General features: G+C 67.6%; 10 protein-coding genes and 1 tRNA gene. 4 read left to right on the forward strand and 7 right to left on the reverse strand.

What is annotated here, in order from left to right:
* The first annotated feature begins 50 nt into the window (after positions 1 to 50).
* A complete protein-coding gene (locus ABCR88_RS17280) occupies positions 51 to 548 on the forward strand; it encodes a hypothetical protein (protein WP_019094881.1) in 498 nt (165 codons plus the stop codon).
* Between the two features lie 32 nt (positions 549 to 580).
* Here the strand turns inward: ABCR88_RS17280 and ABCR88_RS17285 are convergent, their stop codons facing one another.
* From ABCR88_RS17285 to ABCR88_RS17300, 4 genes are all read right to left on the reverse strand, one after another.
* The gene (locus ABCR88_RS17285; RefSeq protein WP_350402837.1) at positions 581 to 2,707 is read right to left on the reverse strand and encodes a TonB-dependent receptor; all 2,127 of its coding nucleotides are present in this window, start codon (positions 2,705 to 2,707) and stop codon (positions 581 to 583) included.
* 229 nt (positions 2,708 to 2,936) lie between these two features.
* On the reverse strand, positions 2,937 to 4,511 hold the full coding sequence (locus ABCR88_RS17290) for an FGGY-family carbohydrate kinase (RefSeq protein ID WP_011061061.1): 1,575 nt from the start codon (positions 4,509 to 4,511) through the stop codon (positions 2,937 to 2,939).
* Between the two features lie 23 nt (positions 4,512 to 4,534).
* Positions 4,535 to 6,124: a glycerol-3-phosphate dehydrogenase/oxidase gene (locus ABCR88_RS17295; RefSeq protein WP_065363926.1), complete on the reverse strand. Its 1,590-nt coding sequence runs from the start codon at positions 6,122 to 6,124 to the stop codon at positions 4,535 to 4,537.
* Positions 6,121 to 7,725 (reverse strand): FAD-binding oxidoreductase, encoded by a 1,605-nt coding sequence (locus tag ABCR88_RS17300; RefSeq protein ID WP_011061059.1) that lies wholly within the window; start codon positions 7,723 to 7,725, stop codon positions 6,121 to 6,123. Before ABCR88_RS17300 ends, ABCR88_RS17295 begins: the two co-directional genes overlap by 4 nt.
* 179 nt (positions 7,726 to 7,904) lie before the next feature.
* On the opposite strand from ABCR88_RS17300, the gene ABCR88_RS17305 reads away from it, so the two are divergent.
* Together ABCR88_RS17305 and ABCR88_RS17310 are read left to right on the forward strand one after the other, a co-directional pair.
* Positions 7,905 to 8,609, forward strand: coding sequence for a hypothetical protein (locus ABCR88_RS17305; protein ID WP_350402840.1), 705 nt, complete (start codon positions 7,905 to 7,907; stop codon positions 8,607 to 8,609).
* 169 nt (positions 8,610 to 8,778) lie between these two features.
* A tRNA-Gln gene (locus ABCR88_RS17310) sits at positions 8,779 to 8,853 on the forward strand.
* Between the two features lie 13 nt (positions 8,854 to 8,866).
* On the opposite strand, the gene ABCR88_RS17315 is transcribed toward ABCR88_RS17310, so the two are convergent.
* Positions 8,867 to 9,775 (reverse strand): LysR family transcriptional regulator, encoded by a 909-nt coding sequence (locus tag ABCR88_RS17315; protein WP_015635442.1) that lies wholly within the window; start codon positions 9,773 to 9,775, stop codon positions 8,867 to 8,869.
* A gap of 124 nt (positions 9,776 to 9,899) precedes the next feature.
* On the opposite strand from ABCR88_RS17315, the gene ABCR88_RS17320 reads away from it, so the two are divergent.
* Complete coding sequence (locus ABCR88_RS17320) at positions 9,900 to 11,105, forward strand: MFS transporter (RefSeq protein ID WP_350402842.1); 1,206 nt, start codon at positions 9,900 to 9,902, stop codon at positions 11,103 to 11,105.
* Between the two features lie 209 nt (positions 11,106 to 11,314).
* Here ABCR88_RS17320 and ABCR88_RS17325 read toward each other — a convergent pair whose 3' ends face one another.
* Positions 11,315 to 12,031 (reverse strand): class I SAM-dependent methyltransferase, encoded by a 717-nt coding sequence (locus tag ABCR88_RS17325; protein ID WP_053158213.1) that lies wholly within the window; start codon positions 12,029 to 12,031, stop codon positions 11,315 to 11,317.
* Positions 12,032 to 12,195: 164 nt separating this feature from the next.
* Positions 12,196 to 24,759 (reverse strand): filamentous haemagglutinin family protein, encoded by a 12,564-nt coding sequence (locus ABCR88_RS17330; protein WP_350402845.1) that lies wholly within the window; start codon positions 24,757 to 24,759, stop codon positions 12,196 to 12,198.
* Positions 24,760 to 24,769 lie beyond the last annotated feature (10 nt).

Consider the following 24,769-nt stretch of genomic DNA (forward strand, 5'->3'; position numbering starts at 1 on the left):
GGCTGACGTACAATCCCCAGCCTTCAGGGACAGCCATCACCAGGACGACAATGACCACACACAGCATTACCCTTGCCAACGGCTGGACTGCCGAATATACCGAGCAGGGCGAGTTTCGCATGGGCGCCGTCGGCTGGAACCTGCAGTTGCGCGGCCCCGAGCAGCAGGCCATCCGCTATTTCGAAAGCCAGATCGTGCTGGTCAACGATGAGGATGGCGTACAGGCACGAAAAGCCATCAGCCTCTCCGAGGATGGGGTCTACGGCTACCTGGGCAGCGACATGAGCCATGGCTGGGTGATCGACTTCTCCCGCTGCATGATCGCGCCCCATCGGGTGACGATTTCCCACTACCACTACGCCTATGACGAATACATCTCGCTGCTGGAACAGCCGGCGTACAAGCGGGTGCGGGAGTACATCAGTGTCAGCGGTCGGACTTACTACCTGACCTTCCCCCTGACCCGGGACGAGGATTTCCCCAAGGTCTGGGAGGAGTACCTGGTGATACGCCGGCGGCAGCTGGACGAGCTGTATTTTCGCAACTGAGCCTGGGGCCGAGCCCGCTCGCGGCCCTGCTTTCAGCGCAGGCTCCAGGACACCCCCAGGTACACCCCCAGTCCTTCCCCCGGCGTCGAGCGCGCCAGATCCTGCCCCTTGTCGTCGTAGCCTGGAGTGACGGTGGCGGCGTAGCGCTTGTCGGTCAGGTTGCGCACATCGACCCAGGTCTGCCAGTCGTTCTTCGGCGCGTTGTAGCCCAGGGTGGCGCCGAACAGCGCATAGGGATCGGCGTAGTAGCTGTTGGCGTAATCCACCGCCACCTTGGACACCAGCTGGGTATTGACCGCGGCGAAGAAGCCCAGGGGCCAGTCGTAGCGCAGCTCGCCCTGGTAGTAGTGCATGGGCAGGCCCGGCAGGCGGTTGTCGGCGAAACGCTGATCGTCGCGGTAGTGGAAATCACTGAAGGTATAGGCCTGGCGCAAGCTCAGGCGGCCGACGCCCGGGCGCGACCACAGCTCGCTGTGCAGGCTGGCCTCCACGCCCTGGTGCACGGTGGGGCTGGCGTTGAGTTCGTAAGGCGTGATGGCGTTGGCATCCGGCAGCACCGAAAGCAGTTCGTGGCGCACCTGGGCGTAGTACCAGGCCAGGCTCCACTGGCCCAGGCTGCTGTCGCCACGCCCGCCCAGTTCCAGGGTGGTAGCGGTCTGATTGCGCAGCTTGACCGGGTCGCGCTGGGCGCCGGTGGCGACGCCGCTGCCGGCCGGAAAACGCTGGTTGGCGCTGTAGATCAGCGACCAGGGGTGTGGCGCTTCCACCGAGCGGCTGAGGTTGGCGAACAGTTGCAGATCCGGGTTCAGTTGGTAGCGCAGGCCCAGGCGCGGCGCGTAGTCCCAGTCGCCAAGGCTGGTCTTGCCGCCGCCCTCGGGGTAGGTCACCGCGCTTTCGCGGCGGGTGTAGATGGCCGCCAGCCCGGTGGTCAGCCACAGGTCGTCGGCGATCTCCAGGTCATTGCCAACGTGCAGGACGGTGTCCGAGCCCTGGTAAGTGAAGTTGCGGATCCGCGTGCCCGGCGCGTAGTTCGCGGTATTGCCGGTGGGAATGCGCACGAACTCGCTGGCACCGTCATTGGGCAGGTGCTTGGTCACCCGCAGGCCCAGGGTGCTGCGGCTTTCCAGGCCCCAGAGGCTGTCGCGGCGCTTGTAGTCCAGGGTGCCGCTGACGTCGCTGTAGGCCACCTTCAGACGGTTGGGGCCTTCGCGCAGGTCCATGGGGTAGTCGTGGTACACCAGCCCGGCCTGGATACTCGAATCGTCGTCCAGGTAATAGGTGGTCTTGTTGCCGACAAAGGTACTGCCCGGCTGCTTGCGCCGGTCGTCGCGGCTGACGTAGGCCGGGTTGGCCGCCCGCGGGTCGTGTTCGATGGAGCGCTTGGTCACGCGCCCGGCCAGATCGTTGTCGGTCTCGCGGTAGCGCAGGTAGAAGCGGGTTTCCAGGTTCGGGTTGAAGCGGTAGCCGAAGTTGCCGATCAGCCCCTTGCTCTGGCTGCGGGTGTGATCCTGGTAGCCGTCGGCATTGGAGTCGGTCAATGACACGTAATAGTCGAAATCCCCCAGCACTTGCCCGGAACTGACCTGACGCTGCTGATAACCGTGGCTGCCAGTGGCGTAGCGCACCTGCAACAGCGGTGCGTCATAGCCGGTGTGGCTGACGTAGTCGATGGCCCCGCCCAGGGCCAGGGCGCCACGGTCGAACCCGTTGGCGCCGCGCAGCACTTCCACGTGGTCGACCCACAAGGGCTCCAGCAATTCATAGGGCGTGCCACCGGGGCCGGTCAGGGGCAAGCCGTCGAGCATCGTATACAACCCCGAGGCATGGGCACCCGGCGCGCGGTTGATGCCCGAGCCGCGGATCGAGATCTTCACCCCTTCGTTGCCCGCCGACTGGGCATAGACCCCCGGCTGGTAGGCCAGCACATCCTGGTTGCTGGCCACCCGGCCCTGCAGCGGGCGGCGCATGTCCACCACATTGGTGCCGCCGGGCACCTGGGCCAGCCGCGCCGCGGCTTCCTGCGCCGGCTGCCCCTCACCGCCCTGTTCCTGGCCCAGGACCTGCGCCGGAGCCAGCTCCAGGGCACGGTTTTCGGCAAATGCCGGGCAGGCCAGGGCCAGGCCCAACAGGGCCGTAGGCAAGGATTTTGGGGAAGACATCGAGAAAACTCCGACCGGCAGAAAGAGGGCAATGCAAGGTGCGACGTAGGAAAGAACGAAGAGAACACAGGGGAATTTGGCTTTTTTCGCCAGGAAACATGCTCGTCTCGCAGGCGTGGGGGGCGAAGGGGCCCTGCCCCTTGATCACGATAGATCAGCCCTGGCGCCTGGAAGGACTTTTTACCCCGCAGAGGTTCGCCCCCCTGCCGGCCACTGGCCGGCGCTTTCGCTAAGCCGGGTAACCGGTGATCTCGCGAATGCTCTGGTACAGCGGCTTGAGCTGGCGGTACATGCGCAGGTAGACCTCGCTGTACAGCCGCTGGTACATCTGCTGCGCCTGGGGCTGGGGCTCGAACACTGCGCCAACCCGGGTCATGGCACTGATGGCCGTGGCGAAGTCCGGGTACAGCCCCAGGCCCACTGCGCAGGCGATCACCGCACCCAGCCCGGAGGCTTCATAGACATGGGGCCGCTCCACCGGCAGGCCGAAGATGTCCGCCGTCAGTTGCATGGCCGCGTCGCTCTGGGAGCCGCCGCCGGCCACCCGCAGGCGGCTGATCTTCAGCCTGGAGCGCTTTTCGATGCGCTCCATGCCCTGGCGCAGGGCATAGGCCAGGCCTTCGAGAATGGCCCGGTAGATGTGCGCCCGGGTGTGCACGTCGCCAAAGCCGATCATCGCCCCCTTGGCTTCCATGCCCGGCTCGCGGATGCCCGGCGACCAGTAGGGTTGCAGGGTCAGGCCCATGGACCCGGGCGGCACCGCCTGGACCAGGGCGTCGAACAGCTGCTCCGGCTCCAGCCCCTGCTCCGCCGCCTGCTGCACTTCGCGCAGGCCGAACTGCTGCTTGAACCAGCTGACCATCCAGTAGCCGCGAAAGATCATCACCTCGCAGTTGTAGTGGTCCGGCACCGCCGCCGGGTACGGCGGTATCAAAGGCACCACCTCCAGGTAGCGCGAACGGGTGGTGGTGATGGTGGCCGTGGTGCCGTAGGACAGGCAGGCGGTGGTGGAGTCCTGGACGCCCGAGCCCAGCACTTCGCAGGCCTTGTCGGCACCCGCGGCAATCAGCGGCAGGCCTTCGGGTATGCCGGTATGGCGGCTGGCCTCGGCGGTGATCCGGCCCAGGGTCTCCCCGGGCTTGAGCAGGGTCGGCAACTGCTCCTGGCGCACCGCCAGGGCCTGCCACTTCCAGTCACTGGGGGCGGCCCAGCGCAGGCGCTTGTAGTCGAACGGCAGGTAGGCCACGCAGCAGCCCACCGAGTCGACGAAATTGCCGGTCAGGCGATGGGTGAGAAAGCCCGAGAGCAACAGGAACTTGTCGGTGGCGGCCCACACCTCGGGCTGCTCCTGAGCCACCCAGTTGGCCTCGGCCTGGGCGCGAAAATAATCCACCGTGGCCTCGGCGCCGATCAACTTGAACAACCAGCCCCAGGGCCCCTTGATCTTGCCTTCGACCTCGGCCTGGCGCTGGTCGAGCCAGAGGATCGCCGGGCGCAGCGCGCGGCCCTGGGCATCGACGTTGATCAGGGTGCCGCGCTGGGTGGTCAGGGACACGCCGCGGATCTGCGAACGGTCGATGCCGGTCTGCTGCCAGAGCAGTTGGCAGGCTTCGCCGAGCTTGGCCCAGTAGTAGTCCGGGTGCTGTTCGGCCCAGCCGGGCCGGCTGGAAAAATAGGCTTCAAGCTCCACCTTGCCCTTGCCCAGCAGGTTGCCTTTGAGGTCGAACAGCAGCGCACGAACGCTCTGGGTGCCATTGTCGATGGCCAGCAGGTAGTCCTGCTTATTGTTGTTGTGGTTATCCATGGGGCTCTCTTGGTTGAGCATCGTTAGGCGAGTGGCGGCAGGCTGTGATGGCGTTGCCACAGGGCCCGGTAGCGCTGTTCCTCGGCCTGCCAGCGCTCGTCGTCCCAGCCCAGCTGTGGCTGGCACAGGCGGCGGATGGCCGGCAGGTATTGGGCGGCGCCCTCGGCCAGCAGCAAGCCGATGCGGGTGCGGCGCAGCAGCAGGTCGTCCAGGTGCAGGACCATTTCCGCCTCGGCGGCAAACGCCAGCTCGGCCCACAGGGTGTCGCTGGCGCCGACGCAATCGCCGCCCAGGGTCGCCACCCACTGCGCCAGCCGCGGCAGATGGCGGCCGTGGCGGCCAGCCAGGCGCCGCACCTGGGCGCCGCTCAGGCCGGGGATCTCCAGGGGCGCCACAGGCGTGAAGACCGGGGCGCCGTCGTCCACCACTTCACGCCCGAGCATCGCTCCGCAGGCCTGCAGCACTTCGATGGCCTGGGGCCGGAAGGTGGTGAGCTTGCCGCCGGCCAGGGTCACGCAGCCGGGTTCCTGCCACAGCACATGCTCGCGGGTTTCATTGGAAGGCTTGCCCTGCTGGCCGTCGCTGCTGGCCACCACCGGGCGCACCCCGGCCCAGGTCGACAGCACGTCGCCGGCAGTGATCAGGGCCTGGGGAAACTGCTGGGCGCAGGCGGCCAGCAGGTACTCAAGCTCTTCCTGGCTGATGCTGGCGCTCTGGTCCAGGTCATCGCGGTGATCCAGGTCGGTGGTGCCGACCACGGTGGCGCCCTCCCAGGGGAAGACGAACACCGGCCGGCCATCCTCGGCATGCATGAAGCTGAAGGCCTGGGCCACCGGCAAGCGCCAGCCCGGCAGCAGCAGATGGCTGCCGCGCAAGGGCCGCAGCTGGCGCACGCGGTCCGCCGGGCGCAGGCGCTCGGCCCAGGCGCCGGTAGCGACCGCCAGGGCCGCGCAGCGCACCTGCTGCGGCTGCCCGCCTTCGCTGTCCTCGATCTGCACCCCGCAGACCCGCCCGTTCTCGCGCAAAAGGCGGGTGACCCGAACGCCGTTGAACACTTGGGCGCCATCGGCCCGGGCCTCGGCCAGCACGCGCATCACCAGCCGCGCATCGTCGGTCAGGGCGTCGAGAAAACTGGTCCCCCCCAACAGCCCCGGCTCCTTGACCCCCGGGGCCAGGAAAGCCAGCTGCCGGGCATCGTGGAAGCGATGGTTGCGCCGCCCGGCCAGGGCGTCATACACACCCAGCAGGCCGCCGAACACCCTGGGCCCGGGAAACTTGCCGCGGTAATGGGGCATCAGGAAGCTCATGGGCTCCACCAGCCCCGGGGCCTCCTGCAACAGGCGCTGGCGCTCGCGCACCGAATCCCGGGTCAGGCGCCACTGGCCCTTGGCGATATAGCGCAAGCCGCCATGGACCATCTTCGAGGAGCGGCTGGAGGTGCCCCAGGCAAAGTCTCGCTGTTCCAGCAGCAGGCAGCGCCAGCCACGCCGCGCCGCTTCGCGCAGGATGCCGGCGCCGCTGATGCCGCCGCCGATCACGATCAGGTCCCAGGCTTGCGCCGCCAGCCCGGGCAGCGCCTGTTGGCGCCACTGGGCATTCCAGTCCTGGCTCATGGTTCACGGGGCTCCAAAAGGGTGCCGGGGTTGAGGCGCCCGGCCGGGTCGAAGTGGCGGCTCAGGGCCTGCAGCGCATCGATGGCCAGCGGGCCCTTCTCCCGCAGCAGGTACGGCGCATGGTCCTTGCCCACGCCGTGCTGGTGGCTGATGGTGCCGCGGTGGTTGACGATGGTCTGGCTGGCAGCGTGCTTGAGCGCCTGCCAACGGGCCAGGGTCGCCGGGTACTGGGCATCCGGGCGGAACACGTAGGTGGTGTAGATGCTCGACCCTTCGCCATAGACATGGGACAGGTGGGTGAACACATGCACCTGCTCGCCCTCGGCGGCCAGGCCGTCACGCAGGCTCTGCTCGATGCGTTGCAGCAGGCGGTCGACATTGCTCCAGTCGGTGGCGGTCTCCAGGGTGTCCACCAGGTAGCCGGCGTTCCACAGGCTTTCGCGCAGGTAGGGAAAGCGAAAGCGGTTCTGCGCCCATTTCTTGCCCAGCAGGGTGCCGGTGAACACCCCGCCGAAAGCCTTCAGGTGCTGGCGCGCCTGGCGCAGGGACAGGGCATTCTGCCGGCGGTTGCCGGTCACGCCGAAGGTCAACAGGCACTTGCCCGCCCCGGCGCCGCGCAAGGCCAGGTACTTTTCCAGCCAGGCGATCTGCGTCGGGTGGCCGGCCAGGGCCAGCTGGGTTTCGGTCTCCAGGGCATTGGACAGGCGCAGCATCGACAGCGGCACCCGGGCCTGGGCCAGGGCGCGCACCGCCTGCAGGGCCTGCTGCCAGTCGGGCAGGAACACCCCGTAGAAACGTTCGTCATCGGGCAGGCGGCTGACCCGCACCTTGACCTCGGAAATGATCCCGAAGCGCCCTTCGCTGCCCAGCACCACCTCGCGCAGGTCCGGCCCGGCTGCGGACGCCGGAAAGGTGGCGATGGGCATTGGCCCGGCAAAGGTTTCCAAGGTGCCGCCGGCGAACAGCTGCTCGATGCGCCCGTAGCGCAACGACTGCTGGCCGCTGGAGCGGCTGGCGACCCAGCCACCCAGGGTCGACAGTTCCCAGGACTGGGGAAAGTGCCCCAGGGTGTAGCCCCGGGCCCGCAGCTGGCTTTCCACCTGAGGGCCACTGGCCCCGGGACCGAAGGTCGCCAGCAGGCTGTCTTCGTCCAGGTCCAGCAGGCGGCTCATGCGCGCCAGGGACACCGTCAGCACCGGCCGCTCGGACCAGCCGGGGTTGATGTGTCCGGCCACCGAAGTGCCCCCGCCGTAGGGAATCAGGCACAGGTCGCGGTCCTCGGCCAGGGCCAGCAACTGGCGGATCTGTTCGGCGGTTTCCGGGAACGCCACGGCGTCCGGGTAGGCCCCCAGCTCGCCCTCGCGCAGTGCCAGCCAGTCCGCCAGGCTCTGGCCGCGGGCGTGCAGCAGCCGGTCCTCGGCGCTGATGCTGTACAAGTCATGGGCTTGCAGGCGCGACGCCGGCACCCGGGCCAGGGCCTGCTCCAGGGTCGCCTCCGGCAACCTGCGTCCCGGCCCCAGGCGCTCGGCGAGAAACCCCGCGCCCTGGGCCGGCAATTCGACCACCGTGGATGCATCCCCCCAGCCGTTCCAGCGTCGCATGCGTGTGTGTCCTTCTGCTGTTCTTATAGGTCTTGCCCAAGGCTCCCTATACTAATGCGCGGCAGCGGCCTGTCACGGTCACATTGAGCCAGCGGATGTAGCCGATTGAGTCAGACAGAGGTGACATCCGGCGCCAGTTACCGAAGAATCCTCCCCCTCCCCATCACAGGCTCGTGTCCATGCCGGTAACCCTGAAAACCTGCGCCCCGCTGTTCTGGTCCACCGACCTGGGCATCGACTACGGCGCGCCGACCTTGCAGCTGCGCGACCTGCTGCCAGTGGTGGGCGAGCAAAGCTCAGCCTTCTTCCAACGCCAGGACGGCATCGTGCTCGGTGAAACCCTGCAACTGATCTGGTGCCCGCCGCTGGCGGACCTCAATGGCTGGAACGAGCAACCCTCGGAAATCGCCCTGAGCCACCTGCTGCACGTGCGGATCACCGGCCCGGCCGCCAAGCCGCCCGCGCCACGGCATGCCAACCACCATGGCAGGCTCAGGTACCGCTTCCAGGTGCTGTCCTGCCAGCCGCTGCCGGAGGCCCTGCGCGCCCAACCGCTCGCACCGAACGCCTGGCACCTGCCGCTGATCAGTGGCGAACAGGGCAGTTGCCTGACCTGGGATGACATTCACGAGTGCGAGCGCGCCGAGGTCCAGGGGCTGATCTACCTGTGCGCCTACGGCCGTTACGAAAGCTATATGGAAATGTTCATCGAAGCAGTGGGCGAGCAGCTGTTCGGGCTGCTTTCGGTGCACCTGGGCCCGGGGGGCGACGACTATCAATTTGGCCGGCGCGCCCTTGAAGGGGCGGAGTTGCGGGCCATCCGCCGCGCACTGGACATGGCCCGGCCGCTGAAGGATTCACAGCCCGGCTACCTGGTCCCTTGAACCCCGGGACGGATAAAATCGCCCTGAAAAAGACTAAGCAGCTGTTTTCAAACTCATTTTTTTGCATGGGGGGCTTCACAGCCGGCACATAAGTTGATAAATTTGCGCCCGTTCTTGCAGCGGTCCTCCCCGGGCCGGCAGTTCAGGCAAGTAACGTCGCAACAGCTACAGGGGCGTCGCCAAGCGGTAAGGCAGCAGGTTTTGATCCTGCCATGCGTTGGTTCGAATCCAGCCGCCCCTGCCATTTTTTCTCATCGTTATCCCCGCAGATTCCGTTCCAGCATCTCCAGCAATGCACTGACCTTGGGCAACCCCTGCCGGCTTTTCAGCCACAGCAGATGGATCGCCTGCCCTTCGCTGGCCCATTGCGGCAGCACCTCCACCAGACTTCCGTCCTCCAACTGGCGCTTGACCAGCCAGGAAGGCAGTTGCGCAATGCCATAGCCTTGCTGCACCGCCATCAACAGCCCCTCGCCATCGCCCACCACGCAACTGGCGGACATCACCCGGCGCTCACTCTCGCCCGGGCGGCCGCTGGCGAAGTTCCAGGGGCTGACCCGGCCATCCACCCAGCCATAGGCAATGCACTGATGGCGCTCAAGGTCCTGGTCGGTCAGCGGCACGCCATGGCTGCGCAGGTAATCGGGCGAGGCGCAGAACAGGTGCCATTCGCGGCCCAGGCAGCGGTGCCCCAGCGCCGCCGGCCACTGTCCCGAGCCGCCAAGGCGCACGGCGATGTCCGCACCGGCTTCAAGCGGCTCGACACCGGGAGCGGAAAAGGTGATGTGCGGCTGCAAGCCCGGATGCTCCCGGGCAAAGCGCAGGACGGCGCCCAGCACCTGGGAGCGGCCGAAGGTCCCGGGCAGGTCGATGCGCACCCGCCCCCGCAGCTCGGAGTTTTCCGCGTTCAGCGCCAGCTCGGCCTCTTCCAGGTCTGCCAGCACCCCGCTGCAGGTGCGGTAGAAGGCCGTGCCCGCGTCGGTCAGCGCCAGGCTGCGGGTGGTGCGCTGGAACAGCCGCGCCTGCAGGCGCCCTTCCAGCCGGGCGATGGCCTTGCTGACGGCGGAAGCCGTAAGGTTGAGCCGTTCGGCGGCGGCCTTGAAGCTGCCGCAGTCGGCCACGCAGACAAACACATCGATCCCCTTCAAGCGTTCGGAAGAAAACATCGGCGCCTCTTATTCATGAATCTGATTCCATTCACTGGGTAAAAAACATCATAAAACAGAACCAGATTCCCCAGTAAGCTGGCTGCCATTCTCAAAAACGCCGTTACAGACCGATGAGGCACGGATGCTGCGCACCCTGAAAAGCTACCCGAAAGCAATCAACCTGCTGCTGGCCGGCACCCTGGTGCTGACCCTGGCCCGGGCAATCACCCTGCCCTACCTGGTGATCTACCTGAGCAGTGCTTTCGGCCTGCAAGTGAGCGACATCGGCCTGGTGATCGGCAGCAGCATGATCCTCGGCTCGCTGCTGAGCCTCTACGGTGGTTTCCTGGTGGACCGCACGCCCAGCTACCGGCTGATCCTGGCCTGCTGCGCGCTGTTCACCCTGGGCTTCATCGGCACCTTCGGTGCACACCAGCTGTGGCTGTTCTACCTGTGCCTGGTGCTGGTCAACCTGGCCTATGCGGTGATCGACATCGCGATCAAGGCCGGCTTTGCCCAGCGCCTGTCGGTGGAACAGCGCAGCGAAGCCTTCTCGATCAAATACACCCTGACCAATATCGGCTACGCCGTGGGCCCGTTCCTCGGCGCCGGGCTGGCGCGCCTGGACATCAGCCTGCCGTTCCTGATCTCCGCCGCCCTGGGCGCCGGGTTCCTGGCGATCCATATGCGCTGGGGCGACAGACAGCTGAACGCCGCCGGCCCGACGCCAGCGCCGCTATCCTTCGCGGCCCTGGGCAAACAGCTGCTAAGGGATTACCGCCTGGTGTGCTTCACCCTGGGCGGCCTGCTCAGCGCCGTGGTCTTTGGCCAGTTCTCGGCGTACCTGTCGCAGTACCTGGTGGTCACCACCTCGGCGGAGGCCACCTATCGCATCATCAGCACCCTGGTGGCGACCAATGCGCTGCTGGTGATCGCCCTGCAATACGCCATCGGCCGCAGGATTACCCAGCGCCACCTGAGCCGCTGGCTGGCGCTGGGGCTGGGCCTGTTCCTGCTGGGGGTCAGCGGCTTCGGCCTGGCCACCAGCCTGGCGCTGTGGGTGCTGTCGATGGTGGTGTTCACCCTGGGGGAAATCATCGTATTTCCCGCCGAGTACATGTTCATCGACCTGATCGCCCCCGAACACCTGCGAGGCCTGTATTACGGCGCGCAGAACCTCTCCAACCTCGGCGGCGCACTGGGCCCGATACTCTGCGGCATGCTCCTGGCCAGCCACCCGGCGCACTGGATCTTCTACATGCTGGGAGCGTTCATAGTCGCCGGCGGGCTGTTCTACTGGCTGGGCGCGGCCAACCTGGAACAGGCCAGGAGCAGGACCGGCGCGTGATCATTGATGCCCAGGCGCGCGGCAATCTGCGCCTGGGCTGCCCGACAGGGGGGCGAGGCCGCCAGTGGCGGCACATTGCTCATGCACAGCAGATGCTCAAAGGCGATACCGGCCTCGCGGGCTGGCCCGGCATGCGGCGACACTCCATGAGTGATGACCTTGTGGAACTTGCCGGCCTGAAGGCGTGCCAGGCATGTTCGAGCGGCCCCTCAGCGACTCTTGCGGCTCAGCCAGGCGCCCCAGAACAGGCTGCTGAAGAAACGTGTTCCCGCGCTGAAACCGCCCTCTTCGAGCAACCGTTGCACCGCCGCCTCGGAATGGGGCGGGTCGGCGCCCTGAAGGATTTTCCCCAGCTTGGCTTGTACCTCATCCGCCGTCGCGCCCTGCTGGCGCCAGCGTTGCCCCCAGGCCGCCAGCAGCAGGGGCTGGCTGGCGTAGGCGTAGTGATTGCCGGCGACGATCAGCGGCGCGCCGGGTTTGAGGCGCCGGGCGATGGCCCGCAGCAATTGCCGCTTGGCTTCATCACCGGGCAGATGGTGCAGCACGCCGATCAGCGTGGCCCCGTCGAAGGGTTCGTCCGCCGCCAGTTCGTCCACCGTGGCCAGACGCACTTCGGTCCTCTCCAGCAAACCCTGCGCCTGCAACTGCTGGCGCGCTGTCTCCAGCATCGGTGCCGAGGGGTCTACAGCGGTAAAGCGCCAGCCCGGTTCCAGGGAAGCCATGGCGATAATCTCCTGGGCCGTGCCACCGGCCCCCACGGCCAGGATGTGGGCCGCACGCCCCTCACCCAGGCTGGCCGCCAACATGCAGGCGGCAAGGTCATGGCAGGCGTCGTAGCCCGCCAGGGCGATACGGCTCTGGCGGGCGTATTCGTCGGCCCGCGAGCGGTCGAATTTTTCAGCCGGGTTTACCGAGGATGAGGTCATGGCAGGGCTCCATTCAAAGGATCGGGACAGGCTAGGCCCTGCGGTTTGATAATTAAAATTCATTGTTTTTATTCATTGCATTCCCACCTGGAATAGCACCTCCCCTGCTTCAAAAAAAAGGGGCGATCAACGATCGCCCCCAAGCCTTGCTACCACGAGAGAACCTACAGCGTCAGTTGCCCGCGCTCCTCGTCGGTCAAACGCGCCCGGGCCTGGTCGCTCAAGGGCCCGGCGCCCAGCACCTGCACCGGGCTGTCGGGGTTGTAGCCCGGGGCGCGGCTGGCGTCTTCACGGGGGCGTTGCACCGGTTCGCTACCAAAGCCCAGCACTTCCACGGTGACGATGGACGCCCGGCCCTGCTTGGCCGCCGCCTGCTGGTTGCGGGCCGCATCTTCCGCGGCCTGGGACGCGGCGGAGCCGGCGGCGCTGGCCGAGGTCATGGCGCCGGTGTTGACCGCCGCCGTGACCGGCACCCCGCTGGACTTGCCCTGGGTCTGGATGTTCGCCGCGTTGACCACCCGCAAAGCGGCGATGTTGACGTTGCCCGAGACCCGGATCCCCGCCTCGCCGGCATCGATGGTGCCCAGGGGCGCGATCAGGTCGATGTCGCCGGCCGCCACTTCGGGTATCGGGTTGAGAGTGGCGATCCCCGCCCCGGTGCTGGGCACCGACGGCGACAGGCTGACGTTGCCCCAGTTGTCGTAGACCCGCTTGGGCGGTGTATAGACCACGGTGGTCTTGGAACCGCGGCCGGCGTTGATATCGCCCGCCGCCGACCAGCCCATGATCGAGCCGCCGAAGGTGGTCATGATCCGGCTCTGGCCCAGCAGGATGCTGCCCAGGGAGTACAACTGGATGTCCCCCGCGCCCTGGGTGATGATCCCCGCCGAGGCCGGTGGCGCCGTGCCCTCGATGCCGAAGGTCTGGTTGCCGCCGGGGGTCAGCATCTGGATGTTGCCGCCAAAGTCGGTGTGCACCCCGGCACCGCCGAACAGGGTGATATCGCCCTGGTAGGTGATCGGGTTGCCCGCCACGTCGGTGCTCGGGAACAGCCCGGCAATCGCCGCACGGCCACGGGCATAGCTGCCCTGGCGCATGCCGCCTTCCTCGGTGTACTCGCGGCCGGCGGCCTTGAGCTCGGCAAAATACACATTCCGGGCAAACACCCGCTGTTGTTCCGCGGGCAGGGCCGCGTAATAGGCCCGGGCCTGGGCGCTGTCGCCGACAAAGCCGAAGCGCTCGGCCAGCCAGTCCAGCAGTTCGCCCTCGTAGGTCTTGGCCACCCTAGCGCCCGACAGGCTTTCGCCCGGCTGGGCGAGGTTGGCCGGGTCCAGGTAAGCCTCGACGAAGCGCCGGTAGTCCGGGCCGTTGGGGCCGAACCCGGCCTGCATCACGATGCTCGCCCCAGGCCGGCGGTCCCCCGGCGCCACGGCACCGATGCTGGTGACGCTGACCTTGTCCTCCATGAGGATGTTGCGCCCCGCGGTCAGTTCCAGGGTGCCGGGGCCGGCGACGTTGAAGTTGCTGTAGAGGATGTCGCGCCCGGCGCTGACGACGGAGATGTCGCTGGGGTTGTTGTGCACGAACAGGTTGCCCTGGGAGGTCGAGCCATTGACCGGGTCCTCGACGCCGAAGGTCCGGCCACTGCTGACGATATCGCGCCCGGCCATCATCCACACCGGGCGGCTGCCCTCGTACCAGGTCTGCCCCGAGTGCAACTGGGAGGCCGCCTGGCCGAAGGTGATGATCCGGCCGCTGTTGACCCCCATCAGGTCGCCGTTCACCGCATAGAAACGCGCCGGATCGGCCGGGCCGGCAACCAGCCCGGAGACGCTGCCGGAACCGAAGGCGAACAACGGCAGGATCGAGCCGATGACCGGGTTGCCGTTGACCGACAGGTTGCTGGCCACCACTTCACCCTCGATGCTGCCGACAAATGCCGGACGCCAGGGCGTGGCCACCGAAGCGGCCGCGGCGCCCGACTGGCTGACGGTGAAACCGCCCGCGTAGATCGAGTCCTGGGCCAGGAACTGCAACTGCCCTGCGGCGCCCGGCGCCAGGAACAGCGGCACCCGGTAGTTGAGGTCGCCGACTTGCGCGCTGGCGGCCTTGCCATAGTAAAGGCTGCCGCTGGCTGCCACGGCCCTGAGGATCGACGGATAGACCACCGCCAGATCGGTGCTGCCAGGGCTGGTGAGCGGGGTCAGGTTGCCGCCCAGGGACATCAGGTCGATGGCGGTACGCTCGGTCCACAGGGTGAACCAGCTCAGGCCGCTGCCTTGCTGGCTGCCACGGCTGAAGAGCGCGGTGTTGAACTGGCGGACCCGGCCCGGGTCCTCGACGTTCTGCACCACCAGGTCGCCGCGGCTCTGCAGGTTGAAGGTGGCATCGCCGGGCACCAGGGTCAGGCCGCCCTGGGCCAGGCCACGGGTGGCGCGCAACGGGTCGAAGGCCCGGGCTTCGCTGGGGTTGTGGTCAACGGCGGTGCCGCCATAGTGCAGGTCGATGCTGCCCAGGGAGGCACTCTGCAAATGGCTGCTGCCACGCAGGTTGACCACCACCCCGTTGCGATGCTCGATGACCAGGTTGCTGGCCGGGTTCAAGGCGCCCGCAATGTTCACCCGCAGGTCGCCACCGCCGGTCAGTTGCAGGCTGCCATCGCTGGCGACCCGGCCGGTACTGCCCACGGCCAGCACCAGCCCCTGGCTGCGGGGCGCCACGGTGGAGGCGCCGGCGCTGTCCGTCAGGCGCTGGAGGATGCCCGCGTCACCGCCGACATTCAGCTCCAGGTTGCCGCCGCCCAGAGTGCCGAACCCGGTAAAGCCCAGCATCCGGTCGGCGCTGCCGTTGGCCGCATAGGTGCCGAAGTTGATCCACCAGGCGCCGGGTTGCGCCGAACCGCCGGTGGCGACATCGCCGCTGCCCTGGCGCCACAGCCAGTTGCCCACTTCGGCCGAGTCCTGGCCGTTGTCCTTGGGGTTGGGCCAGGCACGGCTGTCGTTGGCGGTACTGCTGATGTTGCCGGTCAGGTCGCCACCGGCACTGACCCGCAGGTTGCCCCCCGCCTCCGGGTACCAGGCGCGGTACAGGCTGGTGCCGCTGCCATTGACGAACTGCTCGAAGTAACTGCCCGGGTCATTGAGCACCGTGGCTCCCGTTCCCAGGGCCCGTGGCTGGTTGTAGGGATCGCCGGCCGTCGTCGCCGTGGAGGAGGTACCGGCGGTGTAGACCCCGTACAGCGAGTCCATGCTCAGGTTGCCGGCGCTGAGCAGTTCAAGGTCGCCGGTGCCGGTGCGGATCACGCTGAAGCGACTGCTGGACGGCGTTGCGCCATAGGTCTTGCTGTCCAGGGCCATGCAAAAGGCGGGCGACTCTTCACAGAAGGCCGCGACGGACGACTGCCCCAGGTCCAGCAGGAGTTGCTCATCGATCGGATCGCCGGCCTTGACCACCACCCCGGCGCCCGCCAGCTCGTCCACCGCCAGCTGGGTCCAGGCGTAGCTGGCCTTGATCGCGCAATAGGCCGGGCTGTCGGCACAGAACTGCTCGATCGAGGTCTGCCCCAGATCCACCAGCAATTGTTCGTCGATCGGATCGCCGGCCTTGACCACTATCCCTACGCCGGCCAGGTCATCCACCGCCACCTGGGTCCAGGTCCGCACCACCTGGCTGGGCAGTTCCTTGGCGAACATCCCGTAATGGCTGTCCGCCAGATGCAAGTCACCGCTGCGAGGGTTGGCCTGCACGATGCGGCTGTCGGCTGCGCTGGTATCGGCCCCGGCCACCAGGCGCAGGGACCAGGATTGCGAGCCTTCGGCAAGCATCGGCGCAATGGCCCAGAGCTTGCCCTGGCGCCCGACGTCTTCGGGCCGCAACTGCACCGAGTCGACGCCGCTCGGCAGCTTGACGTGGGTGCCGGCCGGGATCAGCCCGCCCTTGGGCAGGGCCTTGCTGCCGTCGAGCATGACGATATTGTTGTTCACATTGGCCAGGTGTACTTGCGGCAGCGGCACGCCCTTGGGCCAGGTCATGGACCGCAGCTGGGTGCCCTGGGTCAACAGCGTCCCGGCCTCCAGACGGGTGCCGGCGACCAGGGTCCGGGGCTCGCCGAGCAGGGTCCCGGCGGCGAACAGCAGGTTGCCCGAGGCATCGCGAATCGCCGCCGCCAGTACCGTACCCGCCGGCAGTACCAGGGTCTGGTCCAGGGTCGCCGTGACCGGCAGGCGCGTGCCCGCGGCCACGGTCAGCCCCTTGATCGGCAGGTCGTAGTTGAGGGTGCTGCCCGCCGGGAAGGCGGTGCCGTCGGCGAGGGTCACGCCGTTGCCCGGCACGATGATAGTGCCACCGGTGAAGTCCACGCCCGGCAGCAGCACCCAGCCCTTGTCGTCCACGGTGGCAGGCGGCGGCGCGAAGCCGTCGTTGATACTGCCATAGACATTCAGGTCGCCCCCGGCGCGCAGCGTCAGGCTGCCGACCTCGCCGGAACCGTAGACCGAGGTCTTCTGGCTGTGGGGGTTGAGGCTGGCATAGCGATAGCCCGACAGGTCCAGGTCGCCCTGCACCACCAGGTCGCCGTCTGCGCTCTTGCTGGCGATCTCGACCCCGGGCCGCAGATGGAAGGCGTCGGCATAGCCGGCGTTGTTCAGGCCGGCCAGCTTGTTCTGCAGCAGGTCGCTGTTTTGCAGGGCCGCGTTGATAAAGGCCGTGCTCTGGGCATGCTTGGCATCCAGGTAGGCCTGGGTGATTTCCTGGTAAGGGCGGCCGCTGGCGGTGGCGTCGGTTTTTTCCGGAGCATCGTCGTAGCGGAGCATGCCGTTGACCGCAATCGAGCGCGCGCCCTGGATATCCAGCGGGCCGCGGGCATCGATGTCGATGTCGTTGCTGCTCTGGTCCGCCTGGACGAGGCGCGGCGCGTTCAGCTCCAGGGTGCCGCGGCTGCGGCCGTCGTTCTGCCCCGCCGCGCTGCCCACTGCCACGTCGGTGCCGTGGCGCAGGTCGATACGCGCACCGTCGGCCAGGGTCAGGCGGCCCTGGCCCGAGCTGAGCATCACGCTGGCGCGGTTCGGTGAGTCGATGATCTTGCCGTAGCTGTCCACCCGCAGCTTGCTGCCGTGGGCATCGAGCACCGCGCTGCCGTCCAGGGTCAGGCCCTTGCCGGCCGCCAGGTTGATACTGCCGACTCGTTCGCCGCTGGCGTCCACTCGCCCGGTAACCCGCAGGCTGCCGTTGTCCACCGAGACGTTGACGGTGCTGGCCCTGACCCCGTCGCCGATGGTCAGGTCGCCCTGCTTGAGCTGGAAGCTGCGTGCGCCAAAGACCTGGCCCTGGTTCAGGCGCTGGTTGAGGGCGGCGAACTGCTCGTCCAGGGTGCCGCTGCTGCCCAGGTGCTGGGCCTGGATTTCCACCGTGGCGCCGAGGAACGGCACCAGGGTGCCGCCGGCATCGTAGTAGCCGCTGCTGCCGCCAAGGACCTTGCCCGCCAGGTCTACCCGCCCGGCCGCACTGTCCAGCGCCACCGCCCGCAGCTTGCCGGCCTGGTTATGGGTGGCCGAAAGGTCGATGGTCGAGCCCGTGGCCTGCAGCACATTGCCGATAGCACTCTGCAGCAGCACTTCGCCGCCGGCGCCGTATTTGCTCAGGTCATTGAAGGCGATGGTGCGGCCAGCCACATCGATCAGCGCCGCATCGGTCAGGCTGACATCACCCCGGCCCCCCAGGGTCACCTTGCCGCTGGGCAGCACCACGGCACTGGCCAGGCGGATGCTGTCGCCCTGCAGAGACAGTTCCGCGCCCTGGCCATTGGCCTGGCCACGAGGGCCGGCCGAGGCGCCGATATCCATGGCGCCGCCAGAGGTGATGCGGTTCACCGAGCCGGCCTCGCCGGTCATCAGTGGGGTGAGGATATTCAGGTTGCCGCCGCTGTAGGCAAACCCCTTGAGCGGATCGAAGGCACCCTGGCTCTGGTAGACCGACAGGCTGCCCTTGTGGTTGGCGGTAATGCGCTGGCTGGCATTGAGGTCGACGTTGGCAAAACCCAGGGCCAGGCGGTCGAAACTCTTGGTGGTGCTGGGCTGGGCAAAGGCCCCGTAGCCGAACTCGATGCGTTCGGCATTGATTTGCAGGCGGCCGCTGCCGGTTCCGGCACCGCCGGCCACCACCGCGCCTGCCGGGGTCTCGGAACCCTGCCAGATCAGGTTGGCGGTGTGGATGCTGGCCACATCATTGGCGCCCCCGGCACCGTAGATCGCCGGGGTGGAGAGCATCAGGTTGCTCAGCAGCGACTTACCGGTCGCCGGGTCGTAGGTGTCCAGGCTGGCGCTGCCGTAGAAGTTGAAGCCGTCCCGGGCCGAGAGCTGCAAGGTCTCCAGGGCCGGGGCGCCGAACTGGGTATCGCCGCGCAGCAGGCGGTCGAGCAGTTGCTGGGTCAGGGTCATGCCGCTGGGCAGGCGATTGCCCGCCGCCGCTGCCGCCAGCGCCTCCGGGCTGCCGACGTTGATGTTGTTCAGGCCCAGGTTCAGGTGGCGGGTGCCGTAGCGCACCTGGTCACCCAGCTCGAAGGCGTTGTCGGTCAGGGCAACGAGGCTGCCATCGGAATACAGTGCGGTCTGCCCGCTGCACGGCGCGCTGGCGCACACCCCGAGCCGGATGCCACCGCTGGTCTGTCCGCCGGCCTGGGCCTTGCTGATCACGTTGAGCAGGCCGTTGGACACCGCCAGCATATTGGCCACCTGGTAGGTGAAACCGTCACGGGCGTCATAGCTGGCCTTGCCTCGGCCCAGGGTATTGATCGAGGCGCCCTGCTCCAGGACGATCTCGCCGGTGTTGCTCACCAGGAACACTTCCGGCGCGGCCAGGGTGGCGCCCTCGCGCAAGGTGATCGAGCCCTTGGGCGTGTTCACGCCTTCGGCCACGGTGATGTAGTTGCCGCCCTGGCCGTACTTGACCAGCGTCAGGCCGCCCAGCATCAGGCGCGCTGCGCCCATGGCGTTGAGGCTGTCGGCATCCAGGGTAACGCCGTTGAAACCCTGGGTGGCCGACTTGCCGGCCGCCACCACTTCGATGTTGCCACTGCCCATGTTCAACACCGCGACGGTGCCGCCATAGCCCCCCGCAGCGGCATCGAAACGGCCAATGCCCTTGAACGAGAAGGCATCCGCACCGGCCCCCGGCTCCAGGGCCAGCTTCAGGGTCTTGGCGTCCACCGGCAGCATCGGCCGTGGCACCCCGAGCTTGGCGGCATCGGCCAGGGCGAACTGGGCATAGCCGGTTTCGTTGTACTGGGAATAGCGGCGCAGGGTGTCGGCCGAGGTCAGGATCAACTGGCTGGCGACGCTGTTGCTGATCCCGGTATGGGCGATCGACAAGCGCCCGGCGGTGGACCAGGAGCCATTGCGCAACGGCTGGGTCGCGCCTTCGGTGCCGAGCCCGGCCAGGCCGTTGATCTCGACGCGAAAGGCCCCCGGCATCAGCGCATAGGTGGACGGCATCAGGGTGTAGGTGCCCGCCGCCAGCCCCGGAACCCCGGCGCCAATGGTGATCTGCTGGCCGATCAGCGGGTCCACCGCGCCGCCCTCCGGTGCCACCGGCGCATAGCCCGGCTGCACCCCGGGCACTATGGCGTAGATCGGGTTGCTGCCCAGGCCCGGGAGGATGAAGCTGCCGTTGGCGCCGATCTGCACCAGCGGGCTGTAGCGCGCATCGGTGGAGCCGCCGCGCCCGGAAATGAACCCGGCGCCCAGCAGTTCGCCACCACCGGACAGGTCCACGGTGGCATCGGGCTGTACCTGCACCGACTTGCCGCCCAGGATCACCCCGACGCTCAGGTCGCTGTTCTCATTCACCAGGGCGCCCTGGCCGAGGAAGGTCACGGTCTTGCCGTTGTACTTGTAGACCTGGCCATCGACGGTGCCGCCGTAAGGCAGTACCAGGCCCTTGCCGCTGACCGAAGTCAGGCTGCCGGGCAGCAGCTCGACCTTGCTCGCGCCCAGGTTGCCGATCTCGATCAGCCCCAGGGGCGCACGGACCACCCCGCCCTGCTGGATGTTGGCCGCGCCCAGCTGCAAGCGGCCGAAGGCCGAGTACGGCACAGGCGCCTCGCCCTGGCCGGTGCGGCCGATGGCCAGGGTGCGCGTGGGGTCGAAGTTGATGCTGGTGCCGGAAATATCGTTGAGGTAGCCGGCAATCACCCGGGCCCCGACCTCGGTACCCGGGTACAACTGCGCGGCCCGCAGGGTCATGTCGCCCTGGGTCAGCAACTGGGTGCTGATGCCCTTGGCGATCACATCGGCCCCGGCCCCGGCGAGAAAGCGCAGGTCGCCCTGGCTGGTCAGTTGCACATGGTCGAACCCGCGGCGCTCGACGCTCAGCAGGCTGTTGTCGGCCTGGCGCAACGTGCCCTTGCTGCCGAACACCACGTTGCCACGCACATCGATCAGGTTGCCGCTGGCATTGAACTGCGCCTGGGTGGCCTGTTGCGACGGCGTGCCGGTGGAGACCGGACGCACGTACTGGTCCTTGGCTTCCAGCGGCGCGAGGATGCCCGCCAGCAGCAGGTAGGGTGCCGACAGGTCGACCCGGCTATTGGCCGCGGCGCTTTCGCTGAGGTTCAGGGCACCGCTGTACAGGCGCAGGCTCTGGCCCATGTTCAGCGACACATCGCCATCGAAGCTCAACAGGCCGTTGCTCAGCAGTGCCAGGTTGTCGAAGCCGCCGGCGGTGACTTGATCCACCCCGAGGCGGCCGTGGCCATACTCCAGACTGGCGGCTGCGGCGTCGGCGCTAGCGGGCAGCGCACTGCCCTGGTGGGTCTGGCTGAGCACCAGTTCCCGGGCCTTGAGCACCCGGTCGTTGACCGCGTTCTTGATGTAGTACGGGCTTTCCAGGGCCAGGGACAAAGTACCCCCGGCAGCGCCGGCGCCCCCGGCCCGGGCGACGAAGCTGCCGTCCAGGTACAGGCCGTTGTTGGACGCGAAGCTGATGCTGCCACCGTTGCTGGCCACCTGCACCCGGCCCTGGCCGGGAATGTCCAGGGCCGCCTGGGCGCCGGAAGCGTCGAGACGCGCACCCTCGCGCACCACCACAAACAGGTCGCTGGCCTTGGCGATACCGGTGGCCAGGTCGATCTCGCCGCCGATGGCGATCTTGCCGCCATTGCGCACCTGGCCATAACGGCGGCCACGGTTGTCCACGGCGCTCACCGCCCGCGCCGCCACATCAATCACCGCCTGCTCGCCGACCCAGATCGAGCGCCCGTGACCGGCGGCATTGGCGGCCTCGGAACTGGCCACCGTCAGGCCGCCCAGACTGACGCTGCCGCCCCAGGCATTGAGCGTGCCGTTCAGGGTCAACTGGCCGACGCTGCGCAGGTTGATGGCCTGCCCCGGGTCGACACTGATCACCGCGCCCTGCCCCACGTTCAGCGCCGTGGTGGCCAACTGGGCAGCCGTGGAGTACTGGTTGCCGGCGCTCAGGGTCAGCCCGGCGCCACGGCGCTGGGTCAGCACGCCCTTGGCCGCGTCCTGCGGGTAGAGCTCCGGCAGCCATGGCTGCAGAACGCTGGCCAGATCGCTGCCAGTAGCACTGCTGCCAGCCTGGGCCGCGAAGCGGTAGACCGGCATCTTGACCTCGACCTGGGCGCCCTCGGCCACGGTCAGCCCTTCGTTGCCGGTGATGTCGTAGGCACCGAAGCCCTTGTTGAAGAAATCCCCGGCCAGTTGCAGGGTGCCGGCCTCGGGGGCCGGATCATGGGCGCCAATCAGCACCTTGTGCGCCTGCAGGGCCAGGGTGCCACCTCCGTTGACCCCATACCCGCGCAGCTCGCCATCGAGGTCGAGCTTGCCGTCGGCGGCCAGGGTCACGTCGCCGCCCTTGCCACCGCTGGTCTTACCGTCATAGGCAATGCTGGCGCCGGAGCTGGCATCCACCAGGGTGCCGTTGGCCAGGTTGAGGTCGCCGCTGCTGCGCAGCGACACCTTGCCCCCGTTGATAAAGGCCAGGCCGCTGCTGTCCGAGGGGTCCAGGGCCAGGTTGTTCCAGCGCCCGCTGGCATCCAGCTTGACCCCGCTGGCCACATCGACCCGGGCCTGGGCGCCGCCGGTGGGCGCGAGGATCACATCGCCGACCACGAAATTGCGGTTCACATCCACCTGGTTCAGCACGTTGCCGGCGTTGATGCTGCCACCGTGGGCGGTGAGGTTGGCGTTGATCTTGACCTCTGGCCCGAACAGGGTGATGTCGCCGCCATCGGCCACCTTCAGCGCGCCGTTGACCTGGATCTGTTGCCTGGCGCCGACCTTGATCGCCCCCAGCTGGAAGCCGTTGAGCTGGTCGCTGTCCAGCACCAGCTGGCCCTGGCGGTTGGCCGGCAGGGCTGTGGCGAGGTCCAGGCCGTCGGCGATCTTCTGCTGGTTGGCCTCGATCAGCACCTTGTCCACGCTGGGGCTCAGGGCGTAGCGCAGGGTGCCGCTGGCCTTGTTGTAGATCGGCGTGTAGTTGCCAATGATCAGTTGCGCGCGCTGGGCCGCGGCCTTGTGCGATTGCTGGTAGCCGTCCAGGTTGATGTTCGGCGCCTGGGTCTGGCGGTCGCCCTTGAACACTTCGCTCACCAGCTGGCCTTCGAGCACGGCGTTGCTGGTGCCGATCACCAGCTTGCCGGCGTCGCGGCCCACGCTGTAGCCGGCCTCGTAGCGGCGCTGCTGGGCGATCAGCGGGTTGTAGTAGTAATCGGTGCGGCCCCAGCGCGGGCTGCTGTCCACATAGCCCTTGTAGATGCCGGTGTAGAGCAGGTCCCCCGGCGCCCTGGAGAGCTCGTACAAGCGCCCGTCGGCGCCTTTGAGCCAGGTCTGCTGGATGTAGCCGCCCTGCACATCGACGGTGCCGCCGGAGAGGTTCAACTGGGCGCCGGACTGGGTCACCACGTCCTTGCCGGTGAAGGTCAGGGTACCGCCCTGGGCCATCCACTCGCCGATGTTGTGGCCCTGGGTGCCCAGGTAGCCGCCCACTTCCAGCAGGCCGCCGGCGGTGTACCAGCGATCGGTGGCGTAGCCGTTGGTGCCTGCCGGGACGAACACCAGCTCACGCAGGTCGACCCAGACGTCGTTGTTGATCAACTGGCCGCTGTCGCGGTTGCCCGCCGAATCGCGCTGCTCGTTGCCCTGGACGTTGATCTTGATGTTGTTGGACTCCATCGCCACCTTGACCCCGACGGCGCCGGCCACATCGATCACCGCGCCATCGCGCACCAGGCTGCGCTGCCCGGCACTGACCGTCACCTGGCCACCGGTGGCCAGGGTGATGGAGCCATCCTGGAAATCCACGGTGCCGCCGCTGACGATCTCCACCCGGGACTGGTCGCTGCGGTCGGCCACGCTGCTGAGGTTGTTGAACTGGCCGGTGATCAGGTTGGTCGGGGTGCCGTCGAGGTTGATCAGGCCGTTGTTGCGCTGGCTGTCCAGAGCGCTGCTGCCACTGCTGTCCAGAAGGATTGCGGTGGTGCTGCCCTGCCCCAGGGTCACGCTGGCGGTGCTGTCGCTGGCGGAGTTGAGCAAATGGATGGTGCCGCGGGTGTCCACCGAAGTGCTGGCCAGGGCCACGCCGTTCTGCGCCACCTGGTGCCCGGTGAGGGTGATGTCGCCCGTGGAGGCCATGATCAGGCCGCTGTTGCTGACCTTGCCGGCGCTGCTGCCGGCCTTCAGCGAAGTGGCAACTTCATTGCCCCGGGTCGTCGAGTGCTGGTTGCCGCTGGTGCCGACCCCGCGGCGGATGTAGAAGCTGTCGCCGGCCGCCAGGGTGGTCTGGCCCTTGGCAGTGACGATGGTGCCGGCGTTCTCCACTTCCGAGCCCAGCAGCAAGGCATAGCCGCCGGATTCGGTGGAGGTGGCCGCCGGGTGGGTCTGGATCAGCGCGCCGCGCTGCACCTGGACCTTGCCCAGGGCATCGCTGAAGGTCGGCTGGGTGCCGTTGGCGTCCACATAGAGCCCGCGCTGGGTGAACTGCTCGTCGCTGATGGTGGCCGCGGCCGCCACCAGGTTGCGCACATTGACCTGGCTGGTGCCGCTGAAGATCACCCCGTTGCGGTTCATGATCATCACCGTACCGGCGCCCTTGATCTGGCCCTGGATTTCGCTGGGCCGTCCATTGGGGTCGTTGACCTTGTTCAACAGCGCCCAGTTGGACTGCTGCTGGAAATCGACGGTGGTGTTGCGCCCGACGTTGAAGGTCTCCCAGTTGAGAATGGCCTTGTCGGCGGTCTGCTCGATGGTCACCGTGGTCTTGCCACCGGACTGGCTCTGCACCGGCCCTTTGGCATTGAGCCAACCCTGGGTCAGGCTGTTGTCGACCTTCAGCCCGCCTTCGCCGAGGCCATCGGGAATGGTGCTCACCGTGCCGAATGCGGCCTGGCGTGCGGCAGCCTGGGCCGCTTGCTGGGCGGCAATGGCGGCAACGCTGGAATTGAGGTTGCTCAGGGAGCGCTGCAACTGCTGGTTGGCGCGGGTCTGCTGGGACAGCGGCGGGATCCCCGGTACCTGGCCGTTGGTGCGCGCGGCGGTGGCGGCCTGGGACGCGCCCTTGTCGGCGAACCAGCCGGAACTGAAGGCCGTGGCGCCATGGGCACTGCCCGCCACCATCAGCAGGGCGATGGCCTGGGCCAGGGGCTTGAGTCGCAGGATCGGCAGCTCGCCATCAGGGCGCAGCGCGGGGGATTTGACCGGTGGTTTGCAGCGAACCATTACTACTCAT

The organism is Pseudomonas sp. W17 (assembly GCF_040268305.1).
Taxonomy (GTDB): Bacteria; Pseudomonadota; Gammaproteobacteria; order Pseudomonadales; family Pseudomonadaceae; genus Aquipseudomonas; species Aquipseudomonas protegens.

What these genes read in the sequence shown, in the direction of transcription:
- ABCR88_RS17280 (WP_019094881.1), top strand. Translation starts at nt 51, where the DNA reads ATGACCACACACAGCATTACCCTTGCCAACGGCTGGACTGCCGAATAT.
- ABCR88_RS17285 (WP_350402837.1), bottom strand. Translation starts at nt 2,707, where the DNA reads ATGTCTTCCCCAAAATCCTTGCCTACGGCCCTGTTGGGCCTGGCCCTG.
- ABCR88_RS17290 (WP_011061061.1), bottom strand. Translation starts at nt 4,511, where the DNA reads ATGGATAACCACAACAACAATAAGCAGGACTACCTGCTGGCCATCGAC.
- ABCR88_RS17295 (WP_065363926.1), bottom strand. Translation starts at nt 6,124, where the DNA reads ATGAGCCAGGACTGGAATGCCCAGTGGCGCCAACAGGCGCTGCCCGGG.
- ABCR88_RS17300 (WP_011061059.1), bottom strand. Translation starts at nt 7,725, where the DNA reads ATGCGACGCTGGAACGGCTGGGGGGATGCATCCACGGTGGTCGAATTG.
- ABCR88_RS17305 (WP_350402840.1), top strand. Translation starts at nt 7,905, where the DNA reads ATGCCGGTAACCCTGAAAACCTGCGCCCCGCTGTTCTGGTCCACCGAC.
- ABCR88_RS17315 (WP_015635442.1), bottom strand. Translation starts at nt 9,775, where the DNA reads ATGTTTTCTTCCGAACGCTTGAAGGGGATCGATGTGTTTGTCTGCGTG.
- ABCR88_RS17320 (WP_350402842.1), top strand. Translation starts at nt 9,900, where the DNA reads ATGCTGCGCACCCTGAAAAGCTACCCGAAAGCAATCAACCTGCTGCTG.
- ABCR88_RS17325 (WP_053158213.1), bottom strand. Translation starts at nt 12,031, where the DNA reads ATGACCTCATCCTCGGTAAACCCGGCTGAAAAATTCGACCGCTCGCGG.
- ABCR88_RS17330 (WP_350402845.1), bottom strand. Translation starts at nt 24,759, where the DNA reads ATGGTTCGCTGCAAACCACCGGTCAAATCCCCCGCGCTGCGCCCTGAT.